8 protein-coding genes and 2 pseudogenes are annotated in these 13,566 nt (G+C 43.2%); 5 read left to right on the top strand and 5 right to left on the bottom strand.

The window, feature by feature from the left end:
- Positions 1–3: 3 nt before the first annotated feature.
- Complete coding sequence (locus N5O98_RS11325) at positions 4–2,205, top strand: HEAT repeat domain-containing protein (protein ID WP_004311266.1); 2,202 nt, start codon at positions 4–6, stop codon at positions 2,203–2,205.
- Between the two features lie 2 nt (positions 2,206–2,207).
- On the top strand, positions 2,208–4,400 hold the full coding sequence (locus N5O98_RS11320) for a HEAT repeat domain-containing protein (protein ID WP_182423470.1): 2,193 nt from the start codon (positions 2,208–2,210) through the stop codon (positions 4,398–4,400).
- Positions 4,401–4,403: 3 nt separating this feature from the next.
- On the opposite strand, the pseudogene N5O98_RS11315 reads toward N5O98_RS11320, so the two are convergent.
- Positions 4,404–4,577 (bottom strand): annotated as a pseudogene (locus tag N5O98_RS11315) (transposase); the annotation flags it as partial.
- A 232-nt stretch (positions 4,578–4,809) separates the two neighbouring features.
- On the opposite strand from N5O98_RS11315, the pseudogene N5O98_RS11310 reads away from it, so the two are divergent.
- A pseudogene (locus tag N5O98_RS11310) lies at positions 4,810–5,496 on the top strand (transposase); the annotation flags it as partial.
- On the opposite strand, the gene N5O98_RS11305 reads toward N5O98_RS11310, so the two are convergent.
- Both N5O98_RS11305 and N5O98_RS11300 read right to left on the bottom strand, forming a co-directional pair.
- Positions 5,468–9,016 carry a type IIG restriction enzyme/methyltransferase gene (locus tag N5O98_RS11305; protein WP_149948916.1) on the bottom strand — a complete coding sequence of 1,183 codons (3,549 nt, stop codon included), beginning with the start codon at positions 9,014–9,016 and terminating at the stop codon, positions 5,468–5,470. The pseudogene N5O98_RS11310 and the gene N5O98_RS11305 sit on opposite strands and share 29 nt — an antisense overlap.
- 195 nt (positions 9,017–9,211) lie before the next feature.
- Positions 9,212–9,379 carry a hypothetical protein gene (locus N5O98_RS11300; RefSeq protein ID WP_004311262.1) on the bottom strand — a complete coding sequence of 56 codons (168 nt, stop codon included), beginning with the start codon at positions 9,377–9,379 and terminating at the stop codon, positions 9,212–9,214.
- A 298-nt stretch (positions 9,380–9,677) separates the two neighbouring features.
- Between N5O98_RS11300 and N5O98_RS11295 the strand changes: the two genes are divergently transcribed.
- A complete protein-coding gene (locus tag N5O98_RS11295) occupies positions 9,678–9,881 on the top strand; it encodes a helix-turn-helix domain-containing protein (RefSeq protein WP_032849094.1) in 204 nt (67 codons plus the stop codon).
- Positions 9,882–9,893: 12 nt separating this feature from the next.
- Positions 9,894–10,187 (top strand): helix-turn-helix domain-containing protein, encoded by a 294-nt coding sequence (locus N5O98_RS11290; RefSeq protein ID WP_005811301.1) that lies wholly within the window; start codon positions 9,894–9,896, stop codon positions 10,185–10,187.
- 64 nt (positions 10,188–10,251) lie between these two features.
- Here N5O98_RS11290 and N5O98_RS11285 read toward each other — a convergent pair whose 3' ends face one another.
- Positions 10,252–11,463 (bottom strand): site-specific integrase, encoded by a 1,212-nt coding sequence (locus tag N5O98_RS11285; RefSeq protein ID WP_004311260.1) that lies wholly within the window; start codon positions 11,461–11,463, stop codon positions 10,252–10,254.
- Positions 11,464–11,482: 19 nt separating this feature from the next.
- Positions 11,483–12,712 carry a site-specific integrase gene (locus tag N5O98_RS11280; RefSeq protein WP_004311259.1) on the bottom strand — a complete coding sequence of 410 codons (1,230 nt, stop codon included), beginning with the start codon at positions 12,710–12,712 and terminating at the stop codon, positions 11,483–11,485.
- Positions 12,713–13,566 lie beyond the last annotated feature (854 nt).

The raw sequence follows: 13,566 nt of genomic DNA, 5'->3' as shown, positions 1-13,566 counted from the left end.
GCCATGATTAAAAAAATAATATATCTGGCATTTCTTTTGCCATTGGCAGGAAATGCACAAACAACAGTCATAAAGCCATTGGTCAAACAACCTACCGCTTTTGCTATCATAACAGATAACCAAACTTATGCAAATACCAAAGATGCCATGCATCAGTACAAAACTGCGGTTGAAGATGATGGTTTGGCAACTTATCTGATCAGCGGTGACTGGCAAAATCCAGATCAAGTCAAACAGATAATCATCAAAACATATCAAGAATGCCCTTCATTGGAAGGTCTGGTTTTAATCGGCGATGTGCCTGTCGCATTGGTACGTAATGCGCAACACATGACTACTGCATTCAAAATGAATGAGAAAGCCTTTCCTTGGGATCAGTCTTCCGTACCTACCGACCGCTTTTATGATGATCTGAACTTAAAGTTTGAGTTCATCAGGCAAGACTCAGTAAATCATCAGCATTTCTACTACAAATTGACAGAAGACAGTCCCCAGCGGCTAAATCCTACTTTCTATTCAGCTCGTATCAAGTATCCGGAAAAAAAGGAAGGGGATAAATATGCGGCCATTGCCTCATATCTGAAGAAAGCTGCTGCTGCCAAGGCAGATAAGCATAATCAATTAGATCGGGTATTCTCATTCAATGGTGCTTCTTACAATTCCGATTGCCTGATTGTATGGATGGATGACGAAAAAGCTTATATGGAGAACTTTCCATTAGCTTTTGGTCGTCAAATGGGATTCAAACATTGGAACTTCCGAATGAAACACCCTATGAAATATAAGTTATTCAGCGAATTGCAACGAAAGGACCTTGACTTATTTATGTTTCATGAACATGGAATGCCAACAGGGCAGCTTATTAATGATGAATTGGCATGCACTGATTTCAATAATCGTTATAAAATGTTGAAGAGTACACTTTATAATGCAGTCATGTCCCATGTTGGAAAACGTGACAAAGACACCTTACGTATTCAGATGCAGGAAAAACGACAAGTGAATGAGGTGTTTTTTAAAGACCTGGACAATCCTAAGTTCTGGGAAGCAGACTCTCTTCACTACGCTGATGAACGTATCGTAACGGAAGATTTAATGAAGAGAAATCTTTCCACTAATCCGAAGATGATAATGTTTGATGCGTGCTACAACGGTTCTTTTCACGAAAACGACTATATAGCAGGACAATATATCTTTAATGACGGTCAGACATTAGTAGCACAAGGAAATACCCGTAACGTATTGCAAGACCGCTGGACTATTGAAATGATTGGTTTGTTGTCCCATGGTGTACGAGCCGGGCAATACAATAAGCTAATCGTATCACTTGAAGGTCATTTGTTTGGTGATCCCACTTTCCGTTTTGCTCCTATCGAAGCCAATACTTTAAGTACCGATATAACAATACACAAAGATGACAAAGCCTATTGGAAGAATTTGTTAAACAGCCCATACGCTGATGTACAAAGTTTGGCCATGCGTATGCTGGCTGACGCCGATACCCAAAAGGAATTATCTCCGTTGCTCCTGAAGAAGTACCGGGAAAGTGGCTTCAATACGGTTCGTATGGAAGCTATCAAGTTGTTGAGCCGTTATCAGGACGACAACTTCATCGAAGCATTACGCGAAGGTTTGAACGATACTTATGAAATGGTAGCTCGCCAAAGTGCCATTTATGCTGGATTTGTAGGTGACGATTCCTTATTGCCCGCTATTGTGGAAGCATTGGTCGAACATAATGAACGCTTACGCGTACAAATGAGTGCCAACAAGGCTTTAAGCCTTTATCCGAAAGAGAAAGTAGAAAAGACAATAGAAGACTTTTATGCAAAAGTTGACCGTTTGAATGAAAACGAAGAGAAAAAACGATTACTAAGAAGCCTGGAAAGAATGTTTGTACAAGAGGCAAAAGTCCATCAGACCTTGATGGATGTAGCTGCACCGGAAGCAAAACGTATCAGTGCAATCCGCAATGTGCGTAACTATACATTCCATTTCCACGTGGATGATTATTTGAATGTAATTCGTGATGCCGGTAATCCACAGGAAGTACGTGTAGTAATGGCCGAAGCATTAGGTTGGTTTACTAATTCTGTACAACGGCCACACATTCTTGAAGAAATAAAGAAGATGCAACAAACAGCCAATCTTCCGGAAGATTTAAAAGCAGAGCTTGAACAGACAATCAAAAGATTAAGTTTATAAATATGAATAAATACATCCTTTTGGCAATTACCGCTTTGTGCTTACAGGATATGCAGGCGCAAACAGTTGTACATCCTAGTATAAAAACAAAGACTACTTTTGCAATTGTAGTCGATCAGAAAAGTTATGATGAAGCGAAAAGTGAAATTGATGCTTATCGTACCAGTATAGAAAAAGAAGGTTTAGGTACTTACTTGCTAATTGATGATTGGAAAAGGCCCGAACCTATTCGTGAGCAACTTGTCAAATTGCATGAGAATGAGAAAACGCCTTTGGAGGGTTGCGTATTTATAGGTGACATCCCTATTCCAATGATTCGTGATGCACATCATCTATCTTCGGCTTTCAAAAGGTCTCCCAAAGCCAATTGGCAGAAATCAAGCGTTCCTTCCGACCGTTATTATGATGACTTCGGATTAAAATTTGATTATATTAAACAAGACAGTTTGATACCTGACTATCATTATATGACATTGCGTGCTGATTCTAAACAGTATATTTCACCGGATATTTATTCGGCCCGTATCCGTCCATTACATTTAGAAGGTGAGAACCGTTATCAGATGCTACGCGATTACTTAAAAAAGGCAGTTGCCGAAAAAGCAAAGCAAAATGCATTTGACCAACTGACTATGGCCCGTGGCCATGGTTACAATTCTGAAGATCCTTTGGCATGGAGCGGTGAGCAAATAGCCTTACGTGAGCAATTGCCGCAAATATTCAAATCGGGTAATACAGTGAAGTTCTATGATTTTAACATGCGCTATCCGATGAAACCATTATACTTGAACGAGATTCAGCGCGAAGGATTAGATGTCATGCTATTCCATCACCACGGTGGCCCCACCATGCAGTATATCAATGGCTATGAAAATGGTTCCGGTATTAATTTGAGTATTGAGAATGCCAAAATATTCTTGCGAAGCAAAGTGCCTTCATACGGCAAGAAACATGGGCGTGAAGCTGCTATCAAAGAATATGCCAAGCAGTATGGGGTGCCTGAAAGTTGGTGTGCGGAAGCTTTCGATGAGGAGAAAATAAAATCGGATTCCATTGTAAACCGTAATATGGATATCTATACTGAAGATATTCGTCTTTTGACTCCTAATGCGCGTTTTATATTGTTCGATGCTTGTTTCAACGGTTCTTTCCATTTGGATGACAACATTGTAGGCTCTTATATATTCAATAAGGGTAAGACCATTGCTACTATGGGATGTACGGTTAACACCATTCAAGATAAATGGCCGGATGAATTTCTCGGCTTGTTAGCTGCCGGTATGCGCATCGGGCAGTTCACTCGTTTTACCTGCTTCTTGGAAAATCATCTGATCGGTGACCCGACTTTTCACTTCACCAATAATGCCGGGCTGGATATGGACATCAACCAAGCTTTAGTTGCGCAGGAAGGAAATGTTACATTCTGGAAAAAACAGCTGAATTCCCCTATGGCTGACATGCAGGCAATGGCGCTCCGTCAATTGTCAATGGCAAATTATAGTGGTCTCGTTGAGTTGCTGAAGAAAAGTTACCACGAATCGAACTATTTCGTTGTGCGGTTGGAAGCATTACGCCTATTAGCTTTGAACTATCCGACAGAGGTTGCCGATGTATTGCAGACAGCCATGAACGACAGTTATGAACTGATCCGTCGTTATGCGGTGGAATACGTTGAAAAGAATTGCAATCCGGAATTGTTGCCGGCATGGATAGAAAGCTATTTATTACGCGGACATGAAAACCGCCATCGTTTCAGAATTTTTAGTGCTATCAACACGTTCGACCATGATATGGCTTTGAATGAATTGAAGAAACAGGCTGCCGATTGGTCTTTCTACGATTCTTCCTATGTGAATGAATTGTTAGAATACCTTCCTCGCCAAAAGAAAGGACTTGAAAGAGATTTTGCACTTATTGACAGTCCGGAAAGTACTACCAAACAGATACAAAGCGAAATAAGTAGGTTCCGAAATAAACCTATTGCTAAAGCTATTGAGCCATTACTGAACATTATAAAAAATGAAAGCCAAGAAGAAGAACTTCGCATATTGGCTGCTGAAACATTAGGCTGGTATAATTTATACTATAATAAAGCAGATATAATCAAAGAACTTAACACATTTAGAACTTCCAATCAAAAGCTAATGAACGAAGTTACCAAAACAATTAATAGGCTGAAAAGTCAAAATAGGTAGAATCATCCAAACGATGAGATAGACCGGATCCAAAGGGCGGTTCTGCCATTCCTGAGCAGCCTGGTTGACTTTGTTCGTGATGATGGAAATAGCTGATGTGGACAGTTCTATCTCATAGATTTCACGCATCTCCTCTTCTATGTCTGACACGCTCATTCCTTTGGCATATAGGGAGATAACAAGTTTTTCTTTAATATTATCGACACTATACAGGGACATTCAGTAAATGTCTATAGTATAACTCCTCAACCAGTTCCAGACACCAATCATTAAAACAGGGATATTCCTAAAATAATAAAATTTAAGGCAACTAATTCATTGCGAGTTAGTTGCCTTTTTTGTATCTTTAAGCATTCCCCCCAAAAAACGGTTTGACGGCCAAAACGGGGGTAATCTAAAATAAAAACACATGGTAAAGATACAAAAAATCTCAGAAATCGAACCTCGTTTAGGTTTTACCGAGTTCGATATGCTAAAAAAATATCGTCAAAGTTTTGCAACGAGTGAATTAGGTCGCCTCCATGCTCTGTTTCCTTTCTCGGAACTGGCCCGACAAATGCATTTGAAGTCCTCTGCTTTGGGTCGTAAAAGTTATTTTTCTCCCGAAGGTAAAATAGCCTTGATGGTCTTGAAGTCCTATACCAACTTTTCCGATGCACAACTGATTGAGCATTTAAACGGTAATATTCATTACCAGTTGTTTTGTGGTGTTCAGATTGATCCGCTTCATCCACTAACCAATCCTAAAATCGTTAGTGCAATTCGTCAGGAACTAGCGCATCGCCTTGACGTTGAGCCCCTCCAGCTCATTCTTGCCGAGCATTGGAAACCTTATCTTGAGAACCTTCATGTCTGTATGACCGATGCCACCTGTTATGAAAGTCATCTGCGTTTTCCTACTGATACCAAACTCTTATGGGAAGGTATTGTATGGCTTCATCGTCATCTGTGCAAACATTGCCAGACCTTGCACATACAACGTCCCCGTAACAAGTATCTTGATGTACGCCGTGCCTATCTTGCTTATAGCAAACTGCGTAAACGCAGGAAATCACAGACTCGTATGATTACACGAAGGTTACTTCAGTTATTGGAAAATTCAATACTGCCAACAGATAATCCAAATGATCGCCTGTCATAATATAACAGGCATTGTTCATTACATAATTGTTGGCATCATATGCAAAAGCCATTTGGTTTCCGATTATTCTCCATACAATTTTTGGCTTAGAAAAATCCTCCCAATAACTGATGCTATCTTGTGTTTCAAACCACTCGTTACTAGTTTTCTTTCGGGCTTTTATTTTTTTGCCATTAACAATATGAGTTTCTCCTGTTTGTTCTAAACGCTCTATGCCAATTGACAGAAGATAATTTTTCACCGCAGGATAACTTTCTATATCATAATGCCGCGAAGGAAATGTGGCTATAATCCACAAGTCCGCCCATTCATATTCATATCTCTTGATATCCCTGCCACGAAGAATCGGTCGTATAAGTTCAGCCGTCCGAACACGTTCATCTTCTGTTTGACAATTCGCTAGTATCTCATCACGCTTTTCGGTAGAAATGATAAAAGCATCATTGAAACCAGTTTTTATCCCATAGTTGATTTGGATGTTCCAATCCTTCAAGGGTATTCCCACAGACTCAATCTTCTGCTTGATGCTCTGTTCAATGGGAGACAATATCACCCATGGGATAGAATCTGCAAAGTTACACTTCACGCCTTGTTGCTGCACGAAATCGCTCAAATTATTCAAGCCATTCGAATCTTGTACCAAACAAGCTTGTGTGTTAAAAATATTTGCTGCTTTTTGAGATAAAAGAATATTTGCTTCTACCGTTATTGCATCGAATATTTTTATACCTGCAAAATCTACCAACATAATAGGATTGGTCTTGCTTGCGAAATAACCTCGCAAGGCTTCACCATACCCTGCACGCATCCATTTATTAGACGTGATATAGCAAAGAAAACCATTGGGAGTAAGCAGGTTCATACCCAACTCATAGAAGAGGCAGTAAATATCACCAGTGCGTGCATAAGTTATGTAACCCATGCATTCTAATACATCGGCACTCTTACCCATAGATTGTAACTGAATGTAAGGTGGATTGCCAATGATACAGTCAAATCCCAAGAAGTTGCCTTCGGCATCGAGTACTTCTGGAAACTCTATACGCCATTCGAATGCACCAAGATAAATTTTGTTGGAGCGTATTTCCTCAAATATATTTTCTAAAGTCGCAATTTCTTTCTTTAAATCGGCAATGCGCTTGTCCGACGCTTTCTTTTCCTTTTTTGTCGGTTCAAACAGTTGAGGCGCTTGTAAGTTTGCCAACTCAGAGCGGCGTTTGTTCAATCTAACCAATCGTGCATCCCGGCGGTTGATCTCTGTTTTCAGTTTCGACTTGATTTCTGTTATAAACGTTTCCAAATCCTGCTTTTCGCTTTTACTTTGGGCATTTTTATATTTAGCTACAGCCTCCTTATATTGGCTGATGCTGATACTAGACTCTCGCAGTACGGTCTGAATACTGTCTGTCAAAGCGAATCGGTGAAGCAAAGAATTTCCACATTTGATGTTAATGTCGATATTTGGTAAGGTTTCTAAATAAGTGTAATTACTTTCAGCCGTATAGTAAGCATTCTTCAACAATTCAATCCACAGTCGTAGGCGGCAAATCTTCACAGAGTTGGGGTTAATATCAACGCCAAATAAACAGTTCTCAATGATTTGACGCTTCTCCTTGAAAAGAGTTTCCTGCATGCGGCGACTTTCCGCATTGAGTGGGTTGTAAGCAAATAAATTACCTTCGGTATCGGTAACAATCAGCTCGTCATTTTCAATGGCAAGTTGATAGTCCGCTTTGCGGATACGCTTACCGGTAGCATCTACCAAAATACCTAATTCGTATTTCAAGAGTATCAGTTCATTGAGAGCAGACACAAGAAAGTGACCCGAACCAACAGCTGGATCACACAGTCGCAAACTGTTAATTAGTTCATTAGCTTCGACTATATTGTCAATATGGTTGTATAGTTCTATACGGGTGGTACAATTCCAGCCATAATAACCATTAAACTTTTGCAACACGGTCTTGGTGATTGCTTCACGGCACATGAACATAGTGATAAAGCCTGGAGTGAATACTGAACCATCCTTGTGACCATTTATTTTCTCGAATATAAGCCCTAAAACAGAAGCATTGATGAGTGTTTTAGCCTCTTCTTGCACTTCTTCACTGCCTTCGCTCGCAAAGTTATAAGCGTCGAGAAAAGCAAACAAATATTGCAGGGTGGGTAATGCGTTGACTTGTAGATTGCGTTTTTTATTTCGTAATACGCTACTCGCCAAGACAGGAAGTACCGTACGTTGTGAAAGGCTGTTTATCTTAATTGTTTTACTTTCCAAATCTGTCACCTCGAAAAGAGAACTGTTAAGATAGGGAACGTAAGCAAAATCACGCATAATGGAGTGTGTGCGGCTGCCCATGTCACGTGCAAGCACTTGGAAAAAGAGTGTGTTGAGATCATCATAGTCATGAATCTTAGTTATTGAAAGAAATTTATAGATTGCATCTCCATTGTGGTATTTCAACATCTGAGCCTCCAACAGTTTCAAGAAAAGGATACGATTCATCCAAGTAATACACAATTCCATTGCAACATTGAATAACCGTTCCTCATAATCATTCCCATACAAACGACCATTTATGTGACGCAAACAATCTTCTGCATCCAGTTGGTTAATAGTATTCTCTAGTAATGAAGCCTCGTCACGCCGTTCCACAGCTTTGCGTACAATCACGGTTTTATTATTCTCTTTGCGTTCCTCAATACCAATAATGTGTAGCAGCTCAGTGTAGAATCCACGGTTGAGCGAATTGCTGTCATTTTGGAACGATAGCTTCAAAAGATGTGTATCGCTGAATATCTTATAAAGTTCGATAAGTTTGCGTGAAGCGCTACTGTCTGTTCTATCAAGCAGGTGTTGATAGTCTTGTAAGTTGAAGTAAGTGTATTCAAGGCTATCTTTCACCTCCTCAATATAGGTTGTTGCAATTTCAGTATAGAAGAAATCGGTTTTGTTACTGGTTTTGCGTCCATCCACAAAGTCTTGAAACTCACGACGTAATTGTTTGTTCTGATAGAATTTGCGTTCAAACTCATGGGCATCAAAAATAAAGAATTCATGAATATTAGTAGCGATGAGATATTTAATATCATTGTTCTTCTTATTGACACGTTCTTTAAGATAGTATAGCAATAATTCCTGCAAAGCCTTACGATTAAGATTGTCATTAGAAATCATCTCACCTTTGTTGGTGGTACTCTTTACTTCAATCAATAACCCTATATTGGACTTGATAGTTTTATCCAATCGGATAGCCAAATCAATATCTTCTTCGGGAGCCATGTAGTATGGCTTGTAGAACGTTTCACTCAGAAAATTACGTAAATGTTCTTTTTGCGTGTGTTCTCTTTGCCCATCCACAATATTGTCTCTCAATGTGCGAAGGGCATTTTTGAATAAGTCAAAATCTGTTGTTTCAATCGCAACCTGTCTATATGCTTTGTTCAAAACTTGATTCGGTTTGAGTAGTCCCATAATGTTTGGTAAATGAGTTAATAAAATACAAAGGTAGTCTAAAAACTTGATAATAAAGAATGAACGTATTGGTTTAACGAAAGTTTGTTCTACTGCCAGCCATTATCAACAAACAATAGCAGCAGTAGATTTGACATGATTCTACTTATTATATTGTAATAGCCAGCCAAAGTAATCTTTTCACATCCGGATCTATCACAGGTTGGATAAGTTGTTAACCTGAAGGTAACCGACCTGATGGTATAGGAACAGGAAGAAGTCTGTAATCATGGCATTTACCCGGATAGAGAAGCCACATTTTTTATTGCCGGACTTCCGGCATTGCCTCATCCATGTGTGAAAAGGAGTTTTTTCTTTCACCACAACGTTCCTTTCACATACCCAAAGGGGGTAGTGGATCCAGACCTGCTTCGGCTTTCTTTTTCCTTCCCATATGACAAAAACCGACTATCCATGACTATTCCTGCCAGTGTGCCGGTCGTGCTTGCCTCTCATGGTTTCTTCCCTTATATTCGCACTGATATTTAAACGAGTTGAAAATATGGAAATATGCTACATCGAGGCCGGTGTCCTTGAGAGGATGCTGGCGCGCGCCGAGAACCTGTCCGCACGTGTGGACAGATTGTATGAGAGAAACCGCTGTAAGGAACCCGGAGAGTGACTGGACGGCCAGGATGTCTGCCTGCGCCTTGACATCTCGCCGCGTACCCTGCAGACTCTCCGCGATACCGGACGGCTGGCGTTCACCCGCCTCCAGCGCAAGTTCTATTACAAGCCCGGGGATGTGGAGAAGTTGATGGTCTACGTCGGCATCAGACGCAAGGAGAAGGAGGTGAGAGAAAGAAGGAAGAACGGAAACCTTTAAAGAGCGGAAGAGATGGAAGGCATTATCGACAAGGAGAACGAACGTGTCCGCAGGTTCTTTGCCCTGCTGGACGACATGGAGAAAAAAGTGGAACGTCTTGCCCGTGACAACCGTCCTCCCTTCAACGGGGAACGGTTCCTGACCGACAGGGAGCTTTCCGGGATGTTGAAGATCAGCCGCAGGTGCCTGCAGGATTACAGGGACCAAGGACGGATTCCCTATATCCAGCTTGGCGGGAAGATCCTGTACTGGCAGTCGGACATCGAGAGGCTGCTGGAGGAGAACTATCACCCTGCATTGGTATAATATCGTATTTAAGTTTAAGGATTGTCGCCGGAATTGCATTTACGATTCCGGCGGCAGTTTTTATTTAGCCTGCGGCTTCCTTGCCGGCCGCGGGCTTTCTTCTTTCCATCAGCCGGTTCATGTCCGAGGATATCTTCCGGTCGGTGACCTGGGCGTAGACCTGCGTGCTGTCGATGTTCGTGTGGCCCATCATCCTGGCGATGCTCTCTATCGGAATACCTGCGGTCAGTGTCAGGGTCCCGAACGAATGCCGGGCCATGTGGTAGGACAGGTTCTCTTTCATGCCTAATGCCACGCCCATTCCATGTACCTCATACCAGAGGACGTCGCGGACCGGCAGCGGGAATACCGGCCTGTCGTCATCCGTGGTGTTGTAAAGCTCCAGTATCTGTCCGGCTATGGGATGCAGCGGGATGAACGCCTCCACGTCCGTTTTGGCGCGGCGGATGCGGATATACCTTCTTCCTTCCGAAGTCGTTCCGATGTGACGGGGATGGAGAGCCCTCGTATCCGCGTAGGCCAGACCGGTCAGCGAGGAGAAGATGAACGTCCTGCGTGCCAGCTCCATCATCGGGTCGGGCAGCGGGGTTTCCATCATCCGCTTCAGTTCACTGCGGCTGATATGCCTTAGTTTAGGTGTTTCTTTCCTCTCGTATGCCACGTCCTCTATCGGATTGGCTCTTAGTATTTCCCGGTCCACGGCGATGTAGATGAGCCGGTTGAGCCAGCACAGGCAGTGGTTCACGTGTCCGTTCCTGTGTCCCAGCTCCTTCTTGAGAAAGACCTTGAACGATTCGGCGAACTCCTCGGTGATGTCCGAAAAGGCGATGTCCTTCATCCCGCGGGATTCGATGAACTGCCTGAGGTTGAGCTGGGTGGTCTTCGACTGGCGGTAGGTGGAAGTGGAGTTGATCTCCTTGGAGCGGACCCTGAGCCGTTCGCGTTCCACCTCTCCGGCCTGCAGGAGGTATTCCGGTACGGAATTGGCGCCTGACACGGTGGTCTTGAGCAGTTCGGCCGTGACCACTCCCTGGTTCCTCAGCAGGTTCCCGTACGCCTCTTCCAACCGGCTGCGGAAGGCGGCAAGGCGGTTGTTCTCCCTGGCTGTTTTGATTTCACACTTCTTGCTGTCCCAGTCCCCGGGTTTGCAATAGACGCCTGTCGTGACTGCCGATTTCTTTCCGTCGATGCTGATCCGGCAGAGGACGGCGGTCGTGCCGTCCGATTTCACCTTGTTACGGTTGATGTAGAATAAGAGCTTGAATGTACTGCGCATGATAATGATTGTTTAGGGATTAAAGGATAAGTTTCAAATCGCGGGTTGCCTCGACGAACCTGTCCATGTCCTCGAACAGCTTCTTCGGGGTTACGCGCGCGTATATCTGGGTGGTCTTTATGTTGGAGTGTCCCAGCATTTTGCAGATGGTCTCTATCGGCACTCCCTCCTCGAGCGTGACCAGCGAGGCGAAAGAATGCCGTCCCATGTGGTAGACAAGGTCCTGGCTCAGCCCTGCCATCAGGCGCAGGGATTTCATATTGGCCCTGAGCGTGTGGTAGTCCTGCGGCGGGAAAAGAGTCTCGCGGGTATCGTCCCGGTATTTCTCAATCAACGCGACGGCTTCCGGAAGCAGCTTGACACGTCCGAGGTAGTCGGTTTTCTTTCGCTGGTATTTCAGCCAGAGGCTGCCCTCGTCATCCCGGAAGAGGTTCTTCCGGGTGATGCTTACCGCATCGGCATAGGCGGTGCCGGTGTAACAGGCGAAGAGGAAGAGGTCCCGGGTGATGACATGTGACCTGCGTTTTTCCGGTATCTCCAGATCACGCAGCTTCTCGAAATTCTCACGGCTGAGTGCTTTCGGTGTTGTCTCCTTCTGCTTGGGCAGCTTGAAGTGGCAGAAATGGTATTTCTCCGAGTGGCCCTCCTTGTAGGCGATGCGGCAGATCTTTTTCAAGATGGCCAGGTAGCCGCGAAGCGTGTCCACGGCATATCCCTTTTCCAGAAGGATGAAATCCTGATAGTCGCGGATGAACTGCTCGTTGAGCTGCCCGAAGACAAGGTCCGGAACCTTGAATTTCGCCTTGATGAATTCGGAAAGCGTGCGGTAGGTGAAGAGGTAGGTCGAGAGTGTGGTGGGCGCACGGTCCACACCGACACGGGCCTTCATTTCCCCGTTATGCCGGTCGAGAAGTTTGAGCAGGGTCATCTGCATGCCCGCATTGCCCTGGAACATGTCCCTGACCGCGGCGGCATCGAAATCCCTTTTTCTTTCCATGAGGGAATTGAAGGCCGAGTGTACGGCAAGCAGCAGTCTTTCTATTTTTTCATTGGTCTCCACCGCTTCCCGGCTCTTGCCGTTCAGCCGGCTCTCACGCGCGTTCCACAGCCCGGGGGTGCAGGAGAGCTTGCAGCTGAACTGCGCCATCGTGCGGTTGAGGGTGATCCGTCCCATGATCGGGGCTTTGCCGGTCTTGTCCGGCTCGCTCTTTTTCAGGTAGAGCAGCACCTTGAATTTTTCCACTTTCATAACGCTCTTTTTTAGGTTGTAAAAATACTCCTTTGAAAAGCGTCCTTTGGCATGCAAAACATTGAGAAACAGTGAATACAAATCCGCTTTGTTCTTATCGGTAAAAATTCGGTTACCTGCCGTCGTTTCCGAAACAGGCGGCTAACAGTCTGGTAACTGAAACGTCGCAATATTTTGTTTTCTTTTGCAGGTCTGTCTGTTCTGCAATTCTCGCAAAATGCTTAATTATAAACGTTTTACGTTTAATTATCGTCATTCTGTTTTTTATTGCATTTCTAAATATTACTTACACCGCCCGCCATACCTGGGCTACGACAGCTTATTATTGTGAAATCCATCCGGGTATTATTTCCGAAGCGATGGGACATTCGTCTATCACTGTGACGGAGACTTATCTGAAACCTTTCCGGAGTAAGAAAATTGATGAAGCAAATAAACAAGTTCTTGACTTTGTAAAACGTTCTATTGTAGGTGTAAGTGCTTGGAAATAACTCTGTTACTCTGTAGGTAACGGGAATGAATATCGGTGCAAATATGAGCATATTTCTTAAAACAACCAAACGAAATCATACATTTTTTCTAATAAACTACTCAAAACAGGAATTAATCAAATAAAACACGCGGATTCTTTGTATTAGGGCTTTGTTAACTTCTAAATTTTTGCAAAAGATCTCCTTTCCTCTACTGTCTTTCAGAAGCAGGGGTAAAAATGTTTCATTGTTTATCTTATCATTTCCCAGTATTGACTACTCCCGAAAAGCAGGCACAAAGGTTTCTCCGTTACCTACAGAGTAACGGGCGTGCTATTATTGAAACTTAGTGTTTAATAATATATTATTAATGTAATTTTTAAG

It is taken from the genome of Bacteroides sp. LFL-34 (genome assembly GCF_027257075.1).
In the GTDB taxonomy this organism is placed as follows: domain Bacteria; phylum Bacteroidota; class Bacteroidia; order Bacteroidales; family Bacteroidaceae; genus Bacteroides; species Bacteroides ovatus.
The sequence above is the reverse complement of the archived record's forward strand: the minus strand, read 5'-3'. Positions and strand labels throughout refer to the sequence as shown.